General features: G+C 63.4%; 20 protein-coding genes and 1 pseudogene. 13 read left to right on the top strand and 8 right to left on the bottom strand.

From position 1 onward, the window contains the following. Positions 1-104 precede the first annotated feature (104 nt). The 13 genes and pseudogenes from C0099_RS12820 to C0099_RS12760 all read left to right on the top strand — a co-directional run bounded on the left by C0099_RS12820 (position 105) and on the right by C0099_RS12760 (position 10,763). Positions 105-488: a type II toxin-antitoxin system RelE/ParE family toxin gene (locus C0099_RS12820; protein ID WP_102247783.1), complete on the top strand. Its 384-nt coding sequence runs from the start codon at positions 105-107 to the stop codon at positions 486-488. Next, a complete protein-coding gene (locus C0099_RS12815; protein ID WP_102247782.1) occupies positions 469-774 on the top strand; it encodes a helix-turn-helix domain-containing protein in 306 nt (101 codons plus the stop codon). Before C0099_RS12820 ends, C0099_RS12815 begins: the two co-directional genes overlap by 20 nt. Before the next feature lie 165 nt (positions 775-939). After that, complete coding sequence (locus tag C0099_RS12810) at positions 940-1,518, top strand: nucleotidyltransferase domain-containing protein (RefSeq protein ID WP_123785261.1); 579 nt, start codon at positions 940-942, stop codon at positions 1,516-1,518. Further along, a complete protein-coding gene (locus C0099_RS12805) occupies positions 1,508-1,957 on the top strand; it encodes a hypothetical protein (RefSeq protein ID WP_102247780.1) in 450 nt (149 codons plus the stop codon). The genes C0099_RS12810 and C0099_RS12805 overlap by 11 nt, the downstream gene beginning before the upstream one ends. Positions 1,958-2,071: 114 nt before the next feature. Continuing rightward, a pseudogene (locus C0099_RS12800) lies at positions 2,072-2,608 on the top strand (NAD-dependent epimerase/dehydratase family protein); the annotation flags it as partial. Between the two features lie 208 nt (positions 2,609-2,816). Next, entirely contained in the window at positions 2,817-4,280 is a 1,464-nt protein-coding gene (locus C0099_RS12795) for a mannose-1-phosphate guanylyltransferase/mannose-6-phosphate isomerase (RefSeq protein ID WP_102247778.1), read from the top strand. Between the two features lie 110 nt (positions 4,281-4,390). Beyond that, entirely contained in the window at positions 4,391-4,762 is a 372-nt protein-coding gene (locus C0099_RS12790; RefSeq protein ID WP_123785260.1) for a hypothetical protein, read from the top strand. Between the two features lie 217 nt (positions 4,763-4,979). Further along, positions 4,980-5,762, top strand: a complete 783-nt coding sequence (locus C0099_RS12785; protein ID WP_164084928.1) for a hypothetical protein — start codon at positions 4,980-4,982, stop codon at positions 5,760-5,762. Continuing rightward, a complete protein-coding gene (locus tag C0099_RS12780; protein WP_164084927.1) occupies positions 5,759-6,655 on the top strand; it encodes a glycosyltransferase in 897 nt (298 codons plus the stop codon). The genes C0099_RS12785 and C0099_RS12780 overlap by 4 nt, the downstream gene beginning before the upstream one ends. Further along, the gene (locus C0099_RS12775; protein ID WP_164084926.1) at positions 6,652-7,545 is read left to right on the top strand and encodes a glycosyltransferase; all 894 of its coding nucleotides are present in this window, start codon (positions 6,652-6,654) and stop codon (positions 7,543-7,545) included. Before C0099_RS12780 ends, C0099_RS12775 begins: the two co-directional genes overlap by 4 nt. Next, positions 7,542-8,063: a lasso peptide biosynthesis protein gene (locus C0099_RS12770; protein WP_164084925.1), complete on the top strand. Its 522-nt coding sequence runs from the start codon at positions 7,542-7,544 to the stop codon at positions 8,061-8,063. Before C0099_RS12775 ends, C0099_RS12770 begins: the two co-directional genes overlap by 4 nt. Further along, positions 8,060-9,325: a nucleotidyltransferase family protein gene (locus tag C0099_RS12765; RefSeq protein ID WP_164084924.1), complete on the top strand. Its 1,266-nt coding sequence runs from the start codon at positions 8,060-8,062 to the stop codon at positions 9,323-9,325. Before C0099_RS12770 ends, C0099_RS12765 begins: the two co-directional genes overlap by 4 nt. Then, the gene (locus tag C0099_RS12760; protein WP_102247771.1) at positions 9,315-10,763 is read left to right on the top strand and encodes an oligosaccharide flippase family protein; all 1,449 of its coding nucleotides are present in this window, start codon (positions 9,315-9,317) and stop codon (positions 10,761-10,763) included. The genes C0099_RS12765 and C0099_RS12760 overlap by 11 nt, the downstream gene beginning before the upstream one ends. A 37-nt stretch (positions 10,764-10,800) precedes the next feature. Here C0099_RS12760 and C0099_RS12755 read toward each other — a convergent pair whose 3' ends face one another. The 8 genes from C0099_RS12755 to C0099_RS12720 form a co-directional block, all read right to left on the bottom strand. Further along, positions 10,801-12,225, bottom strand: coding sequence for an undecaprenyl-phosphate glucose phosphotransferase (locus tag C0099_RS12755; RefSeq protein ID WP_228151589.1), 1,425 nt, complete (start codon positions 12,223-12,225; stop codon positions 10,801-10,803). Between the two features lie 14 nt (positions 12,226-12,239). Further along, positions 12,240-13,352, bottom strand: coding sequence for a glycosyltransferase (locus C0099_RS12750; protein ID WP_228151588.1), 1,113 nt, complete (start codon positions 13,350-13,352; stop codon positions 12,240-12,242). Further along, positions 13,315-14,688, bottom strand: a complete 1,374-nt coding sequence (locus tag C0099_RS12745; protein WP_123785259.1) for a hypothetical protein — start codon at positions 14,686-14,688, stop codon at positions 13,315-13,317. Before C0099_RS12745 ends, C0099_RS12750 begins: the two co-directional genes overlap by 38 nt. Positions 14,689-14,776: 88 nt before the next feature. Next, positions 14,777-15,781: a GDP-L-fucose synthase gene (fcl, locus tag C0099_RS12740; RefSeq protein WP_102247768.1), complete on the bottom strand. Its 1,005-nt coding sequence runs from the start codon at positions 15,779-15,781 to the stop codon at positions 14,777-14,779. Beyond that, a complete protein-coding gene (gene gmd / locus C0099_RS12735) occupies positions 15,778-16,908 on the bottom strand; it encodes a GDP-mannose 4,6-dehydratase (RefSeq protein WP_102247767.1) in 1,131 nt (376 codons plus the stop codon). The genes fcl and gmd overlap by 4 nt, the downstream gene beginning before the upstream one ends. Positions 16,909-16,922: 14 nt before the next feature. Then, positions 16,923-17,468 (bottom strand): cupin domain-containing protein, encoded by a 546-nt coding sequence (locus C0099_RS12730; protein ID WP_102247766.1) that lies wholly within the window; start codon positions 17,466-17,468, stop codon positions 16,923-16,925. Between the two features lie 2 nt (positions 17,469-17,470). Further along, entirely contained in the window at positions 17,471-18,436 is a 966-nt protein-coding gene (locus C0099_RS12725; protein WP_164084923.1) for a glycosyltransferase family 2 protein, read from the bottom strand. Continuing rightward, the gene (locus C0099_RS12720) at positions 18,429-19,643 is read right to left on the bottom strand and encodes a glycosyltransferase (RefSeq protein WP_102247764.1); all 1,215 of its coding nucleotides are present in this window, start codon (positions 19,641-19,643) and stop codon (positions 18,429-18,431) included. Before C0099_RS12720 ends, C0099_RS12725 begins: the two co-directional genes overlap by 8 nt. Between the last annotated feature and the right edge of the window lie 36 nt (positions 19,644-19,679).

Here is a 19,679-nt window from a genome sequence, read left to right as displayed (position 1 = left end):
GCAGCGCACCACATGTGCCGCCCCTCGGTCGTAGCCGGGTACTGCCGCTTGCCGGGGATGGCAAAACATGCCCGTTACGGGTATATTCATCAAGGCTAGTGGACATGATGGTCTTCAAGCGGAAGAACTTTGCGCGGTGGCAAGCGGGCGAAAAACTCTCCGATGACACCTTATGCAAGGCGGCCCGGGAAATGGAGCGTGGTCTGGTAGACGCAGACTTGGGCGGCCACCTCTACAAGAAGCGGATAGGTCGTCCAGGTGCCGGCAAGAGCGGCGGCTACCGTACGTTGTTGTCAGCCCGTGTCGGTCATCGTTATGTGTTCCTGCATGGGTTCTCGAAAAGCGACAAGGCGAACATCACACCGGGCGAGAAGAGAGCACTTCAATATGCAGGAAAGGTATTTCTGGAGCTGTCGGAAAAGGACCTGGTGAAGGCATTGCGGGCGGGCGTTTTACTGGAGCTGTGTTGTGACGAGCAAGATCATTGAATCGCTGCGCGGCGATCTGGCCGCATTGCACGATGCGGGCGCGATCGGCAAGGTGACGATGCGCGAATTCGACGCGATCTGTCCGCCGCCGGTGCGGGAGTTCGACGCGGACGACATCAAGCGTTTGCGTGAAGCGCTGCACTTCAGCCAGCCGGTGTTCGCACTTCACCTGCACACCACGGCCTCGACCGTGCGCAAATGGGAGCAGGGTCAAACGCGCCCGTCCGGCCCGGCGCTCAAGCTGCTCAACGTCATCGCCGACAAGGGCTTGCCGGCCATTATCTGAGGCGCGCACAAGCCACGAAGCTCCGGAACCTTTCGTAGATCGGCGATGCGCCACAGGCGCATTCCGACATGGTCACACCCATCGTCTGGGCACCCGACAAGCTCTGTCTTTTTCGATGACGGCTGTTCTATAATCAGGAACGATTGTTCTTGATTTAAGAGCGAAATGGATCTCGTTGCCTCGACCCTTTTCGGCAAGACACGACGGGCAGTACTTGTATGCCTGTTCGACCAGCCCGAGCGCGCCTGGTATCTCAGGGAGCTTTCCCGTCAAACGGGCGTCAGCCCGGGTGCGTTGCAGCACGAGCTCACTCAGCTGGTAGATGCTGATCTTGTGCGCCGCATCCCCGACGGCAATCGGGTGCTCTATCGCGCGAACACTGCACATCCGATCTTCGTCGATCTGCAGGCAATCGTTCGCAAGACATGCGGTCTGGCCGCGCGCATCAAGGCGGCCCTCGCCACTTACGCCGAGCAGATTCGATTTGCTGCGATCTACGGCTCGCTGGCCAAGGGCGGCGGTCATGGGCGCAGTGACGTCGATCTGCTGGTTGTCGGCGAGATAGGTTTCGAGTTGCTCGTGCAACTGGTCGCACCGCTCGAAGACGAACTGGGCCGCGAGATCAGCGTTCGGCTGTATCCGCCGGATGAGTTCCGCGCCAAGCGGCAGGCTGGCGACAACTTTCTCAATGCAGTCCTTGCCGGCGAGCTTCTGGTTCTGATGGGAGCAATCGATGACGCTTGACAACCTGATCGGAAAAGGGCTGCAGAGAGAGCCAGCCGATGCGCAGGAGATTGGCCGCTTTCTGACACGCATCGCAACGAAACTTCTCGATTCGCAAAATACGCAAATCAGCACTGAAAGCCGGTTTGATATCGCTTACGAAGCCTTGCTGCAACTCGGTCTTGTTGCCTTGCGTGCGCGTGGACTGCGCCCGGATTCGAAAGGCGGTCACCATGTCATGGCGTTGCAGACGCTCAATCTCACGATAGGCTATCCCCGCGAAAAGCTTCGCGTGCTCGACCAATTTCGTCGCAAGCGTTCGGCAGGTTTGTACGACGGCAGCTTTGAGCCTTCCCAAGCCGAGCTCGACGCACTCATTCATTCCGTCACCGATATCAAGACCGGCCTCGAGCACTGGCTTGCCACGGAGCGTCCTGAGCTGCTGGGCGGCAGTAAATGATCGTCGGCAACATCAAGCTCCAGTCGGAATTCGCGTCGCTCATCCCCACCTACGGATACGGCCGCGAACCAGGCTAGGGCCTCGGCGTCGCGGTGCGCGCCGCCGTGGGATGAGAGCACGCCCGTCGCGCCCAAAACGCCCTACGCCACAGCGAAATGGGCGGCCGAACTGCAACTCGAGTCCGCGCGCAGAAGCGGTGCCATCCGTCAGGCTCTCCGTCCGCCTGCCACGGCTGGCGGGCCAGGTGCCGGGCTGCGCACCGGCGAGATGCCGCATGGCTTCGTCGCCGCTGCGCTGCAAGGGCGTGGCATCGACGTGCACGGAGGCGCCCAGACACTCGACGTGCTCGACGTGCGCGACGCCGCCGAGTTGCTCGCATGCGCCATGCTGCTGCCCTTCGATGCCTGCTCGCCGGTGCTCAACGCCGGCTCCGCCCGGCCGGTCAGCATCGAGCAACTCGCGCATCTGACCACGCAGATCGCACTCGATACGCGCGGTCTGAAAGTGCCCGTACGCGCTGTTCCGGCCGGCCCCATGCCCAGTTTTGGCATGACCAATGCACTCGCCCGCGAGCATCTCGGTTGGCAGCCGCGCCATGATCTGCGCGATATCTTCGCAGAGGCCTTCGATCAGATCGATCCGCCTGCGTAGATCGGCCGATCAACCCGCAACTCGCTTCGCTCCGCGAAGCTGGCCGATTATCGGCCCGAGCAGCGAGCAGCCTTGGCGTTTGCATCGGGCCTGCTCCTCCAAATACAATAGCCGGCCAAGACACGCTCGACCCGGCGCGGGAAGCGTGGAAGAATCTGAAATCCGGTGCGCTGATGCTGCGTCGCCGGACGTGCCGCGAATCCCGCCCATGCCCGTTTTCTCCGACAAGCCCTCGATCCAGCCCGTCCTGCTCTGCGGCGGTGCAGGCACGCGTCTGTGGCCGCTGTCGCGGGCGGACTACCCCAAGCAGTTCCTCGCCTTCGGCTCAGCGCACACCATGCTGCAGCAGACCATGCTGCGCACGCACGGATTGGAGCGCCTGGGCGACGTGCGTGATCCGGTTGTCGTGTGCCAGGCCGCGCATCGCTTCATCGCCGCGCAGCAGCTTGCCGAAGTCGGCGTGCGTCAGGCCGCGCTGGTGCTCGAGCCGGCCGGGCGCAACACCGCACCCGCGCTCACGCTGGCCGCCCTGCAGGCCGTCGCCGACGGCGCCGACCCGGTGTTGCTGGCGATGCCCGCCGATCATCTGATGCGCGACGTCGCAGCCTTTCACGCTGCCGTCGAGCATGGCTTTGCCGATGCCTGCGCCGGCGCCATGATCACCTTCGGCATCACGCCGCGCCACGCGGAGACGGGCTATGGTTATATCCGTGCCGACGCGGCCGGTTCGGCACCCGTGCGCGACGTGCTGGCCTTCGTCGAAAAGCCCGATGCCGCCACCGCGCAAGCCTATGTAGAATCCGGCGACTACCTGTGGAACAGCGGCATCTTCATGGTGCGCGCCAGCCGCTGGCTGGCGGCCATCGAACGCTTCCGGCCCGACATCCACACTGCCTGCGCACGCGCCTTGGATCTGGCCGCGCGCGACGCCGACTTCATTCGCCCCGACGCCACCGCCTTTGAGGCCTGCCCGGGCGATTCCATCGACTACGCCGTCATGGAGCGCCTGCCGGACGACTCGACCCTGGGCATGCGCGCGCGCGTCGTCGCGATGGATGCCGGCTGGTCCGACGTCGGCTCCTGGGACGCGTTGTGGGCCGAGCTTGACCACGATCCCGATGGCAACGCCACGACCGGCGATTGCGTCCTGTCCGGAGTTCGCGACACGCTGGTCCACGCCGAGGCCGGCCGGCTGGTCGCGGTGGTCGGCGTATCCGGGCTCGTCGTCGTCGCCACTCCCGACGCGGTGCTGGTAGCCGACCGCCGCAACGCTCAGCAGGTCAAGCAACTGGTCGAGCAACTGCGCGGCGCGCGACGCGACATCACCGCCAATCACCGCAAGGTCCACCGCCCCTGGGGCTGGTACGACTCGGTCGATGCCGGCGAGCGTTTTCAGGTCAAGCGCATCGTGGTGAATCCCGGCGCCTCGCTCAGTCTGCAGATGCACCACCACCGCGCCGAGCACTGGGTCGTCGTGCGCGGCACCGCGCAGGTGACTCGTGGCGACGATACCTTCCTGCTTGCCGAGAACGAATCCACATTCATTCCGGTGGGGGAGAAGCATCGCCTCTTGAATCCCGGCAAGGTGCCGCTTGAGATCGTCGAGGTGCAGTCGGGCGGATACCTGGGCGAAGATGATATTGTTCGCTTCGATGATTGTTATGGTCGATGATTTCGTGCCTGCCTCGTTTGTGACACTCGGGGCGGAGGGGGTCTGAAGACTGCTGCAGCTTGAGCGAGGGGTGAATGTCGAGTTCAGGGAGTAATCGCGGGATCGCGTACGTGTTCCGCCCGGATGTGGTTGCAACACTGGTCGAGGATGGGGCCGTGCTCCTCGACCTTGACTCGAAGTATTTCTATTCTGCCAACCAGGGTGCCTGGCAGGTCCTCATGCCGTTCGAGACAGGGGCGACGTTCGGGCAGATCAGGGAGCACTGCCGGCTTCTTGGTGCCGATGAAGCCGACCTCGTCGCTGTGGACGGCATCTGTGAGCAGTTGCTCGCTGACACGTTGATCGAGCCGATCGAAGGCGACTGTCCTCCCCTGTCTGTCGAAGGGGGCGACTGGGCATTCCCGACCTTCGAGAAGCATCGCGAGCCGCTGCAGAAGATCATGGCCAGCGCTTTCGACCCGTCGATCCCGCTAGCCGAGTGATAGTGTCCAGATGCTGCGTGACTGCTATCGTTGTGGCCCCGTCTCCGTGCGAGTGGTGGGCGCCGGGCGCAGTCATCGACTGGACGAACTGGTCGACCGTGCGCTAAGCCTGTTTACAGTGCCCTGGGGGGACTCAGAAGGCGCGATTCACCTCGAGTTCGTTCGGCCCGACCAGGTCGAGTGTCCGCTTGGCGCTCCATATCTGACGACTCATCGCATGTCGGTCGTGCAAGATCTGGCCGGTTTGTCCGCGCACTGTGATTCCGGTGCCCGGGCGCGTTACGTGAGGGATTGCGGCGTATGGCGGATCGGCGTTCCGCCGTCCGAGGACGAGCTCTGGACCATCACCGATGTGGATAATCTGCTGACTCTCGCGCTCGCCACCGCGTGGCGTGAAGCGGGCTGGGTTCCGTTCCATGCCGGGCTCGTCTGCCGGGATGCAGGGATTGCCGCGATGGTCTGCGCGCCATCCGGAGTTGGCAAGACGACGCTGACCCTCGCGATGCTTCGGCGGGGCTGGAAAACCCTTGGCGACGACAAGCTTCTGGCCCGCATATCGGACGACGGACAGGTCGAGATGCGCGCCCTGACCGGCACGTTCAATCTCTATCCACACACGCGCGAGTGGTTTCCGGATCTCAGTGGGATCGAGCGTTTTCCGCACTGTTCGGCATGGACCGACAAGCGCCGCGTGCCGGTGGAATGGATCCGGCCCGCGGCGATGCGCGATGCGGCTGCGCCGGGACAGGTGCTTAAGCTCGTCCGCACGGAAGACACGGATACGGTTCGGGTGAGCGGGCTGTCGTTCGACGAGACCTTGTCCCTGCTGATGAAGCAAACCGTGATTCCCGGTCAACGCGAAATCGCCCGACACGTCGTCCGGACCGTATCCATGCTGGCCAGGCAGGTATGCGGGCTGGAAGTCGAGGTAGGCAAAGGGGCGTACTTCAATCCCCGCTGTCTCGATGCGCTCGAAGAGACGCTGGAGTCGCACCAATGACTTTGTCGGCCAGTGTGATCGTTCCTGTTCTGAATGGTGCGTCCACGATCGGGGATACCCTCAAGGGAGTGTTGTCCCAGGTTGGCCAGCCGGAAAGATACGAGGTCATCGTGGTCGACAATGGCTCGGCCGACGGGACGCAGGACATCGTTCGGCAGTATCCGGTTCGACTGCTCCACTGTGCGACACCAGGCGCTTCCGCGGTACGGAACGTCGGGCTGAACGCCTGTGCGGGTGACATCTACGTGAACGCCGATGCCGATACGTTGCCGGCGCGAAACTGGTTGAAGGAGTTGTTGCGACCATTCTCGGACCCCTCGACGGTTCTCGTCGGAGGGAGAATCATATCCTTCATGCCAAAGACTGGCGCCGAGCGATACATCGAGCGTGCCGGCCTGTTTCGTCCAGAGAACAGCGCGCTCAACCCCCGCTTCGCGTTCGTGAATGCGGGGAATCTCGCCGTTCGCCGCGAAGCTGCGTTGGCCATTGGCGGATGGGATGAAACACTTCACGCATCTGAAGATGTCGATTTTTCCGCGCGACTCGTTCGCCATTCACGGTGCGAGATTCGCTATGCAGAGAACGCGATCCTTTTTCACCGCAACCGAACTGACGACGACGATCTGATCAGGCAAGCTGCAGGGTACGGGCGGGGAGCTGCTCGGATCTACCGTCGCTTCCCGGAAGAGACAGGGTGGAATTTCATGAAAGCGATGCGTGTTCGGCGGATGATCGTGTCGCGCAGTGTTCGCCCCGGGTGGCTGAGGCTGCGAAGGCTCGTTTCACGGGTCAGCGAAGAAGAGCTCGAGTTCGCCCGCTATCATCGCATGTGGACACGTGCGTTCTGGGGCGCTTTCTTTGAAACCTGGCGGCAAGAGGGGCGCGACGCTTGAAGGTCTCGGTCGTCATTCCCGCCTTCAACGCAGAGGCCACGCTATCGGATTGTCTGCGTGCAGTGAAGGCGCAAGCGTTTCCTTCCGACGAGTACGAAGTCATCGTTGTGGACGATGGCTCGACAGATGACACCGCGCGTATTGCCAGCGCGTTCGGATGCAGGGTGATTTCGCAGGAAAACCGTGGTGCGCCGTCCGCGCGGAATCGGGGCCTGGCAGCCGCCGCCGCGACATGGGTAGCGTTCACCGATGCGGATTGCATTCCATCGCGGAGCTGGCTCAGGTGGCTCGTTCCTGCATCCGAAGACGATGCGGTGGATGCCGTTGCGGGGCGCACTTTGGGGTACGAATCGCGCAGCCCGGCGGCCCGTTACGTGGACCTGAGCGGCGGGCTGGATGCGCAGCGTCACCTCGACCATCCTGTCTTTCCGTTCGCGCCTAGCGGCAACGTTCTGTACCGGAGGTCCACTCTCGAACGGGTAGGAGGCTTCGAAGCGCGCTATTCGACCTACGACGCATGTGATCTGCACCTGCGTTTGCGCCAGGCAGGGGCGGACCGGGTTCGCTTCGAGCCACGGGCATTGGTGTTGCACCGCCATCGTGTAGGCTGGAGTGGCTACTATCGTCAGCAGCGTGGTTATGGCTACGGTCTGGGGCAATTCACCTGGCGTCACCGAGACAAAGTCTCCTGGTCGTTCCGGCGTGAAGCGGCCCAATGGTCGAAGATCGCGCTTTATGGTGCGCAGGTCTTGTGGCCGGGAAGGGCGGATGCGGTCCTTTGCCGTCGTGGTCGCTTCGTCAAAGCGCTGGCGCAGCGGATCGGATTCGATCAAGCCTACTATTCCGCGCGGGAGCGCAGTCGATGGGAGAACGGAGCATGTGGGGGTTGAGCGGTCTGCAGGATCGCATGCGGCGTAACTTCCACCAGCCCTCGGATGTCTGGTGGTTCTTGCATATCGGACTGTTCCTGTGGACTGTGCCTCGTCAGTTGAAGGCCATGTCCTTGCCCGAATTTCTCGAGCGGCAGTCAGGTGGCATGCGACCTGCTGCTTGCACGAATGACATCGAGAGCGGAGTCGAGCGCATCGGCCGGTTGCAAGGGGTATGGTTGCGGCGATCGTTCTTCCGCTCACGCAACACCTGTTATCTGCGCGCCGTCACGCTGTTCCGTTTTCTCGACGCGGGTGATCGACACAAGCGCATTCATTTCGCTGTCGAACCTGAGCCTCGGGATGGCCGACGCCGGGGGCACGCATGGATCTCGGTCGATGGTCGGCCGCTGGGTGTTCCCGACGGTGTGAAGGCCGACACCCTGCGCGAGATTTTCGTGTTTCCGCCGTCGGGCGATACCGGCGCCGCGCACGTACCACCCCTGGGCGACCTTGTTGCCGGCGAGGCTCCTCAGTGATCCCTGCGCACGCCCTGTTCGAACTTCTGTTGGGAGAAGAATCCTCGGCCCGGCATGCCGGACGGGTGCTGACGGATTCCGACGCATGGGATCAGGCGCTGGCTTTGGCTGCCGCGTGGAAAGTCGTGCCGCGACTTGCCAGAGTGCTTCGTCGCCACGAAATCGCAGTGCCATCGTGCGTCGACCAGCGATTGCGCCAGCAACTGACGACGACAGCCCTGCAAAGCGGCTACGTCGCCAGGCGCGCGGCCGACGTTTTCGGGGCCCTCGCCAGTGCGAACGTCCGCGCTGTCGGGTTCAAGGGAGTGGCGACGCTTGCGCGCCTGCACCGTAGTCCGGCCGAGCGCATGCTCAGCGATATCGACATCATCATCCGGGACGAGGCATTCGATCGGGCGATCAAGACGCTCGCATCGATCGGTTTCAGCCCTTCGTTCGGCGAGTCGGTGGAGGACTGGAAGGGCTTTTCGTCGGGACGCATCCGTCAGGACAACCACACCATCGCGTTGACCGATGAAGAAGGGCTCGAGGTCGATCTTCACTATCGCCTCGATGGACAAATCGCTGGAATCACCGACGCACTTTGGGGGCGTGCAGATTCGCTGACGCTCGTTGGCAGGCGTGTGGATGCGGTTGCCCCCGTCGATGCCATGCTGCTGCTGGTCCACCACAGCCTGCGCACCCATTTCTCGCCGTTCCCCACCGTGCGGGATCTGGTGGATCTGGACGAATACTGGCATGCCGCAGACGTGTTGTTCGATCCTGAACTCCTGGGGGCCGAAGCGTCACGGAGCGGGCTTGGCGAGGCGCTCTCGGCGATGCTCGCACTACTCGTCGAGGCCGGCGCGATATCTGCGGGCGACGCGCGCCTGTTGGCGTTTTACGATTCCTTGGGGCCGCTCGACTCCGGCAATGTGCAACGCATTCGCGACTGGTTCATGTACCGCATCGACACGCCCGGGTCCGGCGGCGAGGCGTTGCTGGATGTCTTCCTGCTCATGCGTACGCCGACTCATCTTCGGCGCTGGTTCGCTCATCGATTTACGCTCGACCGGAAGCTGCGAAAAGCAGCCTGGCGTACCGAACTGGAGCGTCATCGTGCCCGCCGGGGCAAGAGCGACTTCGGCCGTGCGCTCGAGATGATTGGCTGTCTTTGCCGCATCGGGCTGCGGCGCCTGCCCTTGCTATGGTCCGTGGTGCGCCTGCAGCGGAGGGCTCTGCACGCCGTGCCCCGTGCGAGCGAGGGGCGTGATGCCGGATAATGTCGGCCCGGGCAGCATCCGGGGTCGTCTGATCTCCGGTTTTGTCGCGCTGTCTGCGCGTCAGGTCGTCACCAACGCGATCGCGCTCACGAAGCTCGCCCTGATCGTGACGATGCTGCCGGTCGCCGAGTACGGCGTCTACGTCATCGCCAACGGCCTGGTCAACTACTTGATAGCGTTGAGCGGGCTCGGCTTCGGTGCGTATCTGATCCGTACCCGCGAGACGCCATCGCGCGAACTCGTCGGCACGGCGCGTGCGCTTGCGTTGATCGTGGGTTGCGGCGGCCTGCTGGTCGCATTTCTGGTCGCTCCTGTTCTCGCAGCATGGTACGACCAGCCCGGGCTCACTGCGCTCTTCGTGGTTCAGGCTTTCGCGCTGCCGATCTTCCTGCTGCGTTCGATACCCGCAGGCCTGCTGGATCGCAAGCTGCGTTACAGCCGCAGTGCCTCGATCGAACTGGTGGCGGAACTCGCCGGCTTCGTCGCCACCATTGCCATCATATGGGTCACGCGCTCACCCTGGGGGCTGGTCTGGGGCAATCTGCTGCAGTTCACGCTGTCGCTCGTGCTGTTGAGCCGCACGACCGGCGATTGGCATGTGATCTCCTGGAATGGCGCCATCGCGCGAAGGTTGTTGAGGTTCGGCGTCGGGGTCGGTGCTGCCGGCTGGGTGTCGCAGCTTCGGCGCCTGGTCAATCCGGTTCTGGTCGCCAAGATCCTGGGAGTGGAGGCTACAGCGGTGGTCGCAGTCGCGGTACGCAGCCTCGAACTGGTCGGATTCATCCAGGGCGTGTGCTGGCGCCTCGCGGTGGGCGGATTCGCGGCGCTGAATACTTCCGACAAGCCGCTTGGCCGGGCGCTTGCGAGGGGGCAGGCGGCGCAGATGCTTGCCGTGGGCGGTGTCATGGCGGTGCTGATTGCCGTCGCCCCGGAAGCGGTTGCGCTGCTCCCGGGCGCTCATTGGCAGGCGATGTTGCCACTGTTGCCGTTGCTGTGCGCGTCGGCCGTCTCCGGCACCTTGTTCAACCTGTACTTCGCGGTGCTGCAGGTCAGGGCGGATATTCGGCCGATGATTCTTGCCAATGGCGTGTTCGTGCTCGCGTTCTTTTCCGTCGCAGCCCTGTTGCTCATGACATGGTCGGACATTCGCGCCTACGGTGTTGCCGAAGTCATTGCGACCTTCTCGTTCGCTGCGTTCTGGCCGATGATCCATCGGCGCATTCCCGAAGCGAGGCTGTTGCCGGCGCTGATGAATCTGATCATGATGATCTCCGTGCTCGTAACCCTCCATATGCTCTGGGAGCAGAGCCTGTCGCTGCGAATCGTCGTCGCGCTCGTCCTGATTGCTGCGACCTCAGTGGCCCTGCGCGAGAATCGCGACGTCTGGCGTGCAATGCTGGAAGCCGCCGGACGGGACCGCGCTACCCGTCGGACCTGAGTGCGGATAGCTGCATCGCTCTTCGCAAATATTGCGTTCAATACGCATTTCTGTCGAACAGTACGGCAGCGGCAGTGCGCCAGATGATGCGCAGGTCGAACCATACAGACCAGTGCTCTATGTAGTACAGGTCGTACTCCACCCGGCGCTGCATCTTGTCCACCGTTTCGGTTTCACCGCGCAGGCCGTTGACCTGCGCCCAGCCCGTGATCCCCGGCTTGACCCGATGCCGCAACAGGTAGTTGGGTATCAGCTTCTTGTAGTGCTCATTGTGGGCGAGAGCATGGGGCCGAGGGCCGACGATCGACATGCGCCCCTGCAGCACGTTGATGAGTTGCGGCAACTCGTCCAGGCTGGTCCGGCGCAGAAAGGCGCCGAACCCCGTGACGCGCGGGTCTTCGCGTCGTGCCTGAGTCACCCGCCCATCGTCCTCGCGATGCACGTGCATGCTGCGGAATTTCCAGACTTCGATCTCCCGCCCGTCCCAGCCATGACGAATCTGGCGGAACAGCACCGGGCCCGGGCTCGACGCCTTGACGCCGACCGCGATCGCGAGCAGCAGCGGCGACAGGAGAGTCAGGAAGATCGATGCCAGCACGTAGTCCTCGCAGGCCTTCACGAGTTTGTTGGCACCTGATATCGGGGAAATCGAAAGGTCCAGCATCGGAATGCCGGCGATTTCGGTCACGCCATGATTGATCAGGCGGAAAGTGAAGATGTCTGGCGCCCAGCGGATGTTCACCGGCGTGTCCTGCAGCGCATCGATCGACTCCCGGATACGACGTTCGCCGCGCATCGGCCATGTCAGCCAGACTTCGTCCGCCTCGACTTCCCGGATGGATGTGCCCAGTGCGACGGTGCTGTTGAACGCCACCCCTGCAGGACGGTCTCCTTCCGGCACGGGGCGATCGGTGCACACCATCGTTACCCGGTAACCACTCCAGCGAAAATCGGCCAGATGTTGGGTCAGTTCCCGGACGCCATCATAAGGGCCGACCAGTGCAACGTTGCGCAGGCCGTAGCCGCGGCGATGGGCGAAGTCGACGATACGACGCAAGATCAGGCGGCTGGCCAGCAGTCCGGCAAGGCCGAGCGCTCCCCAATACCCGAACCACAGTCGCGAGAAATCCGTCCCCGTCTTGCTCAGGAAGCTCAGCGATGCCAGCACTGCCAGCACCAGGCTCCATCCGAGGAGCACGCGGCCATACGCGATGACGCGCGAGCCATGCCCCCAGCTGCGATATACGCCCAGCTGGGTGAAGATGACGTGGGTCAGCAGCGCGCCGGCGAAAACGGCGTAGACATACCGAACGGGTTCGAGCAGCGCGTCTCCACCGAAGCGCAGCAGGTGCGCGACCATGCCGGTAGCCACGACCATCAGGACATCGAATGTCTTGACCCCCAGGGCGACAAGCGCATGACTCTCGCGCAGCAGGCTGCGATGGTGGGTGGCGTAGTTCAAGGTGAGTGCTCGATCTAGTGCGGTTGGCGGTCGGGGTGTTGCAGGATCGAATCCATGCGTTCGAGAAAGCGCGCCCTCGAGAACATCGCCGCACGTTCTTCACATGCGCTTCGCATTTCGTTCGCGTTCCGCTGGCTCATGTCCAGCACCGCACGGCATACCTCTTCCGTGTCGAAATCGGGAGCTAACAGCACGCCGGTCTCACCCGGCCTGACGGTTTCCAGCAGGCCACCTTGTGCGACCCCGATTACCGGTTTTCCGGCCGCCATCGATTCGACCGGCGACATGCCGAAATCCTCGTCGACCGGGACATACACGGTGGCGCGCGCCCGGCCCATGCAGTCCGACAGCGTGACGTCGTCGATCCAGCCGGTGAAGTGAATGTTGCTCGCGCCCCTTGCCAATTCCCGTAGCCGCGCCAGTTCGGACCCGCCGGATGTTACCACCAGCCGCTGGGAGGGCATTCGCAGAAAGGCCCGAATCAGCACATCGACGCGCTTGAGCGGTTCCAGCCGGGCCGTGGAAAGAAAGTAACCGTCATCACTGAGCCACCGGAACGCATGGGTATCGACCGGCGGGTAGACCACCCGTGCTTCGACCCCCAGGTGTTGCCGCAGGCGGCTACGGACGTTCTCCGAATTCGCGAGAACGATATCCATGCGTCGTACGGCTGCCTCGAAGCGTGGCTGCAACCAGTTCCGCAGTGATGCGAGCGCAGGCCGCAACACCATGGGAGTGGCGCTTTCATAGTGACGTCGCAGATCGTAGAGAAATCTTGGCGGCGTGTGGCAATAGTAGATCGAGCGTCCTTCGTGTCCTGCACGTTCGGCCAGCACGCTGTAGGCGCCGGAGTAGATCCGTTCGCCAAACCTGCTCGCAATGTCGGCACCACGGGTCGAGAATGCATAGAGCATGTGAGCGATTCGCAGGGCGTCGAATCGTTGGTGCGCGTTCAGGTCGAACAGGCGGCCATCCTCGAATGCATCGGGGAACAGCGTGCGGTCGACAAACCCCACGCAGGCCGAGGCGTCGAGATGTCGGACCAGTTCCAGCAGGACACGCTCGGCGCCGCCCCGCGTCTGCATTCCGTCATACAGTACGAGAGTGTCTGGCTTCGTTGGCTGCATGTCCGTCCGCGGGTTCTGGAGGGCGTGCCGAATAGGCGAGAGCGATGAAGATGAACGCCCAGTACAGCGGCGCGTTCAGGTCCGGAATTGCCAGCGCAACGGCCAGTGTCGCCGTGCCCAGCGCGGTGACGACGAATACCCGTGCGCTGCGGTCACGCGCTGATCGGGCAACTGCGAGCGCGAGCGCCGCCAGCATGCCGCAAAAAGTGAGCAGACCCGGCAAACCGGTATTGCTGACCAAGCTTGCGAAGTAGCTGGAGGCGCGATTGCTCCCCATGCCGGCCCCCGTGCCGTATGTGTGACTGACGATTGTCAGTGCGCTCATGTTTGAACGCGTTCTCGACTGAGCGCTGCCTGAATCGAGCTTGTCGATGATTGCAGTAGACGCCAATTCCTGCACCTTCTTGCCGGCCGGCGTGAAGTTTGCCACCAGCAACAGCGCGGCACCCGCTACCGTCAGTGCTGCCCAGGCGCTCACGACGCGTGCCCTGCACGCCGAATCCTTTGCAGCGTACACTGTCGCGACGAGCAGCACCGCCGCGCTGGCGACGCCAGCTGCTGCCCAACCGGTGGAACCCAGCGGATTGAGCAGCGCCAGGCCGACGACGATCATCGCGACGATGAGCTTGCCCGCATGCCGGCGCCCGAGCAGGAACACCGCGAATAGTGCCGTCCACACGGCGGCGAGGAAGGCCGAGGCATAGGAAGCCTCCGAAAACGGCGCCACGATGCGCCGAATCCCGGCAACATCGTGATTGGCGAGCTGCAGGTAGCCCGGGTTGCTCATCCAGAACGCATTGAAGGAAGGCCATCCGGCAACGTGTGCCAGACGTTCGTAGCCGCCGATCAGGGTGACCAGCGCAACGGCTGCACCCAAGCCCCACAATAATCTTGCGCTGCGCCAATCCGGACGACTGGCTGCATGCAGCAGAAACAGCGCGACCGCCAGATGCACGCACAGGTTGGCGGCCTGCACCGCGTTGGAAATCGTGAAATGCAGTGGTGTCGGCGGCAGGTCGAAACCCTGCGGATTGAGCAACAGATAGACCGGTACGCCGGCATGCACGTGGGGCAGGACGAAGGCGCCGGTCACCGCGACCAAGGCGTAGAGACTCAGCAACCAGCTTGCGGGCCGGGGCGCTGCCGACAGGAAGTCGAGGCGGGGGGCGCGAAACAGCCGGGCCGCGAGTACGCAAAGGGCGGCGAGCGCGGTTACGTTGTAGGGCGAAATGCCGTACTGACCCTGATCCAGCGTCACGTTCAATACCGAACCGCCCTGCAGCACCGTCGCGAAGATCAGCAAGGCAGGCAGCCATGGCCGTGCGAACAGCAGCACCAGCGCGAGCAGCGGCAGATAGAAAGCCGACAGCGCAGTCAGTTGCATCGCTCGACCTTCGCCGAAGTGACCCTGCCGGTGCGGCCGGTCATTGCGCGCGCACCGTTTCCCGGTGTTCGAGATACCACGCGTAGGTGTGGCGCAGACCCTCTTCGAGGTCGATCGAGGCCTTCCAGCCCAGGCGTTCGAGCAGGCTCACGTCCAGCAGCTTTCGCGGCGCTCCGTCGGGCTTGCTGGTGTCGAAGCGAAGCGCGCCGCGAAATCCCGTGACCCGCGCGATGGCTTCGGCCAGTGCCCGGATCGTGCAGTCCTCGCCGCAGCCGACGTTCACATGCGAGCGCATCGGCAACACCTGGCTCCAGTACGTCTCGCGCTCCAGAGACATGACGTGCACGCAAGCGGCTGCCATGTCGTCCACGTGCAGAAATTCCCGACGCGGGGTGCCGCTGCCCCAGATCACGACCTCGGGTGCATCGGCTTGCTTCGCCTCGTGGATGCGACGCATCAGCGCCGGAATCACGTGGCTGTTCTGCGGATGGAAGTTGTCGCCGGGGCCGTACAGGTTGGTCGGCATCACGCTGCGATAATCGCGCCCGTACTGCCGGTTGTAGCTCTCGCACAGCTTGATGCCGGCGATCTTGGCCACCGCGTAGGGTTCGTTCGTCGGCTCCAGCGCACCGCCGAGCAGCGCGTCCTCGCGCATCGGCTGTGGTGCGAGCTTCGGGTAGATGCATGACGAACCCAGAAACAGCAGTCGCTCCACTCCGTGCTCGTGAGCAGCGTGGATGACGTTCGCCTCGATCATCAGGTTCTGGTAGATGAATTCCGCCGGCAGCGTGTCGTTGGCATGGATGCCGCCGACCCGTGCCGCCGCCAGATACACCTGATCGACTTTGTGCGCCGAGAAAAATTCGCGCACCGCTGCCGCGTCCAGCAGGTCGAGTTCGTCGCGCCCTGCAGTGACGATGTTGCGATGCCCGAGCGCGCGCAAGCGTCGTACGATGGCCGAGCCGACCATGCCTCGATGGCCGGCAACGAAGATGCACGGTTCGGTACTCGTCTGGACCTGGATGGATTGCGTCAGTGCGTTCATTCCTCGCGCGCCACAGGCAGGTCGTGTCCGTTCGCCTTCAGGAAAGCATGCCGACGCGCGATCTTGAGATCTTCCGCGACCATCTCGGCGCACATCTGCTCTACCGTGGTCTCCGGTTTCCAGCCGAGGCGTTCGTGCGCTCGGGTGGGGTCGCCGAGCAGGGTTTCGACTTCCGCAGGCCGGAAATAGCGCGGATCGACCCGCACCACGACGTCGCCGATTCGCACGGCAGGGGCGTGCTCGCCCGAGACGCTGTCCACGACCGCTCGCTCATCCACGCCGACCCCCTTGAAGCGCAGGCCGATGCCCAGCTCAGCCGCCGCCATGCGCACGAAATCGCGCACCGAACACTGCCGCCCGGTGGCGATGACGAAGTCTTCCGCCCGCTCGCACTGCAGCATCATCCACTGCATGCGGACATAGTCGCGCGCATGCCCCCAGTCGCGCAGCGCGTTCAGGTTGCCCAGATAGAGGCAGTCCTCCAGCCCCTGCGCAATATTCGCCAGGCCGCGAGTGATCTTGCGGGTGACAAAGGTCTCTCCGCGGCGCGGACTCTCGTGATTGAACAGGATGCCGTTGCACGCGAACATGCCGTAGGCCTCGCGGTAGTTCACGGTGATCCAGTAGGCATAGAGCTTGGCCACGGCATACGGGCTGCGCGGGTAGAACGGCGTCGTCTCCCGTTGCGGCGTCTCCTGCACCAGTCCGTAGAGCTCCGACGTGGACGCCTGATAGAAGCGCGTCTTGCGTTGCAGCCCGAGCAGGCGGATGGCTTCGAGCAGCCGCAAGGTGCCCAGTGCATCGACGTCCGCCGTGTACTCGGGGGATTCGAAGCTCACCGCGACATGCGACTGCGCCGCAAGGTTGTAGACCTCGTCCGGCTGCACTTCCTGCACGATGCGCGTGAGGTTGGATGAATCCGTCAGGTCGCCGTAGTGCAGCACCAGGCGCGGGTTCGGCTCGTGCGGATCCTGATACACGTGGTCGATGCGCTGCGTGTTGAAGCTCGAGGCGCGGCGCTTGATGCCATGCACCTCGTAGCCCTTGTCGAGCAGGAATTCGGCCAGATACGAGCCGTCCTGGCCGGTGATGCCGGTGATAAGCGCGACTTTGCGTTGCTCAGACATGAGTGGATCGTCTTTCATCCGGCCCTGTGACCGGGGAATGTGTACGGAATGGCGTCCGAATCCGGCGGCACGCGCCAGTGATCCGGGCCTTCGTAGCGATACGCGCGATCGACCGCGTTCATCAGGATCGCCGGCGCACCGCAGTAATTGTGCACGCCATGCCAGACTCGCGGCGGGATCACCACCAGCATTGGCCGCACGGTGGCCAGCTTGAACTCGTTGACCAGTCCATAGCTGGGGGAACCTTTCCGGGCGTCATACAGAACGACCCGGACCTGTCCGTTCACGACGAACAGGCGATCCGTGGTCTCGCCATGGGCATGCCACGCGCTCAGGCCGCCGGGTTGCAGCGTGCTGAAGAAAATCTGGTCGACCGCGGCGTTCTCCGCAAGCCACTCGCCCCGCAGGGCTTCGGTGAGGTGCCCGTAACCCGTAAGTACCGGGCGCACCTCTTTCACGGATACGCCGTCGATCAGCGTCTGGTCGGCCGGTTGCCAGTCCCGTGTGATGCTCTGGGCATCAAGCGTCGCATTCGGAAGCAGCCAGTTGTCGTCGTTCATCCTCAATGACCATCCTCGGTTCGAGAGCCCCGCTTGGCCGGCTCCAGGCCGCGAACGCGCCTCAGATGGGCGATGAAGGCGCCCTTGCGCCTGAACCGGAATAGACCCTTGATGCTCGGGGCCGGAATGCCCACGCACATCAGACTTCTGCGTACCAGTGTCTTTGCCAGATGGCCCAGATTGTACCCGGGGTTAAGGGTTCGCTGCTGCCAGAGCTCACCAAGCAGCGCACCGATCAGCGCCCGTTCGCCGCCATCTGCGCGCAGTTTGTCGTGCCACCATGCGTGTTCCGCGCATTGGCGCTCGCGGTAGGAATCGCGCCTGTCGCCTGACGTAATGATCAGTGCGCCTGGCACCGGCAGGGCAAGCATTCGAACTCCCATGCCGTGCGCCCTTCGCAGCCACGCCTGCGAAGGGCTGATGCGTGTTTCCCGCGCCGCCGGCCATGCCCCCACACTTGGCGGGACTTCCCGCCGCATCACCCACAGGCTCGCGGGGGCGCTCATCCAGGGGGCGTAAGGATGCGGTTCGGGGCAGGTCGCGCCGACCAGAGCGAGTTTGCCGTCTGCATCGACGACGATGCCCTGCGAGAACACCAGATCGACGCCCTCGCGCTCGAGCGCCTCGACGCAACGCCGCAGGTGGTGGGGAAACCACAGGTCGTCATGGTTGAGGAACGCGAGGTATCTCCCGCGTGCGAGCTCCACGCCGAAATTGTTCGGCCCACTCTGTTCGCCGCAGTTGTCCGGCAGGTTGACGAAACGGATTCTCGTGTCGCCAAAGGCGCTCACCACGGTTTCCGTGTCGTCCGTGCAGCAGTCGCCGACAACGAGCAGTTCCCAGTCCTGCAATGTGTTTGCCCGTAGCGACTCGATCGCGTAACCGATGATGTTGCTGCGGTTGTACGTGGCCATCACCACGGACACCAGGGGCGGTGTGCCGTCAGCGGTCGAATGCGCTTCAGACATGAGCAACCCGTGAGACATCCGAGACTTTCGTGAATGGCGCAGGCCATGCGTGCATCAACGCCTCTCGAAGCCTCGCGACGGCGAGATCCGATATCTCGCAGGCGCGTCGGTGCAGGCCTTCCCGTGGCAACCCCAGGCAATCCACCAGCGCGGCTGAAAATCCCGCAGGGGTTCTGTCCGTCACCACGTAACCGTTGATCCCATCCTGGACCAGTTCGCGCGCGCTGCTGAATTCGGTGGTGCATACCGGCACTTCGCAGGCGATGGCCTCGACCAGCGTCGTAGACCAGCCTTCCACGCTCGACCCGCTGACCACGAACGTGGCCGCGCTCATGTACGCGGCCACGGTTTCCTGGTCACAGTGGCCCAGCAGCCGGGCATGTCGCTCCAGAGCGTTGTCTGCGATCTGCCGTTGCAGCGCTGCGCGTTCTTCACCTTCCCCCAGGATAAAAAGCAGGGCTTCCGGGAAGCGGTACCGGAACTCCACGAAGGCCTGGATCACGAGCGCCCAGCCCTTGAAACGGTTCAGACGCCCGACGCCGACGAGTACCGGGGCATCGGATGAGATCTGCAGGTGGTGCCGGGTTGTAATGCGGTCTCGCGGGTAAAACACCTGTTCATCGAAGCGGGTCGGGAACTGCGCAATACGCGGGCAGGAAGTCTCGCGTGCGCATTCTTCGCTAAAGGCGCGAATCGATTCTTCATCCGCAGCCGCAAGGGCGACGTCAACGTGTCCGAGGCGGCGGAGGAAAAGCCGCTGGAAACGCTCCGCCAGCAGCCTCCCGTACCAGTATCGCGAACGTTTCAGGGGATTCTCTACACCCGGCATGTGCAGGCAGATCTCGTGGCCGGGCATGTCACCCAGCCCCATCAGCACTTCCGGCGCGCGAATCAGCAGGTGTCTGCAAGGATGAGCGAGAATCCTTCGGCGATATCGGCGTAGCGCCAGGAACGCGCTTGCTCGCATGGGAATCAGTGGCTTTCGACTCGATGGCCGCACTCTCGCCAGCGCGAAAAAATCGTGTTCCGTTCCGTCAAGCACTTTTCTGGTCCAGATACCGGTCGGTGTTTCGTCGTCGCAAGTGATGCCCACCAAAGCCACCTCGTCACCAAAGACTTGTCGGGTTTGCCGAGCCGATGTGGTCTGTCCACCCTCCGGAAAGGAATCGAAGTCGCTGAACTCGAGCTGTATGAATCGTGCGTGCATGTTTGCTTTACCCACTGGCGCATCTGTCGTGTTCGC

Source organism: Pseudazoarcus pumilus, assembly GCF_002872475.1.
Taxonomy (GTDB): Bacteria; Pseudomonadota; Gammaproteobacteria; order Burkholderiales; family Rhodocyclaceae; genus Pseudazoarcus; species Pseudazoarcus pumilus.
Note: the sequence above shows the minus strand (reverse complement) of the source record. Positions and strands in the feature narration are given on the sequence as shown.

Coding starts and splice junctions, on each gene's coding strand:
- C0099_RS12820 (WP_102247783.1), top strand. CDS start 105: ATGATGGTCTTCAAGCGGAAGAACTTTGCGCGGTGGCAAGCGGGCGAA.
- C0099_RS12810 (WP_123785261.1), top strand. CDS start 940: ATGGATCTCGTTGCCTCGACCCTTTTCGGCAAGACACGACGGGCAGTA.
- gmd (WP_102247767.1), bottom strand. CDS start 16,908: ATGTCTGAGCAACGCAAAGTCGCGCTTATCACCGGCATCACCGGCCAG.
- C0099_RS12750 (WP_228151588.1), bottom strand. CDS start 13,352: ATGCAGCCAACGAAGCCAGACACTCTCGTACTGTATGACGGAATGCAG.
- C0099_RS12795 (WP_102247778.1), top strand. CDS start 2,817: ATGCCCGTTTTCTCCGACAAGCCCTCGATCCAGCCCGTCCTGCTCTGC.
- C0099_RS12725 (WP_164084923.1), bottom strand. CDS start 18,436: ATGTCTGAAGCGCATTCGACCGCTGACGGCACACCGCCCCTGGTGTCC.
- C0099_RS12720 (WP_102247764.1), bottom strand. CDS start 19,643: ATGCACGCACGATTCATACAGCTCGAGTTCAGCGACTTCGATTCCTTT.
- C0099_RS12760 (WP_102247771.1), top strand. CDS start 9,315: ATGCCGGATAATGTCGGCCCGGGCAGCATCCGGGGTCGTCTGATCTCC.
- C0099_RS12780 (WP_164084927.1), top strand. CDS start 5,759: ATGACTTTGTCGGCCAGTGTGATCGTTCCTGTTCTGAATGGTGCGTCC.
- C0099_RS12785 (WP_164084928.1), top strand. CDS start 4,980: ATGTCGGTCGTGCAAGATCTGGCCGGTTTGTCCGCGCACTGTGATTCC.
- C0099_RS12805 (WP_102247780.1), top strand. CDS start 1,508: ATGACGCTTGACAACCTGATCGGAAAAGGGCTGCAGAGAGAGCCAGCC.
- C0099_RS12730 (WP_102247766.1), bottom strand. CDS start 17,468: ATGAACGACGACAACTGGCTGCTTCCGAATGCGACGCTTGATGCCCAG.
- fcl (WP_102247768.1), bottom strand. CDS start 15,781: ATGAACGCACTGACGCAATCCATCCAGGTCCAGACGAGTACCGAACCG.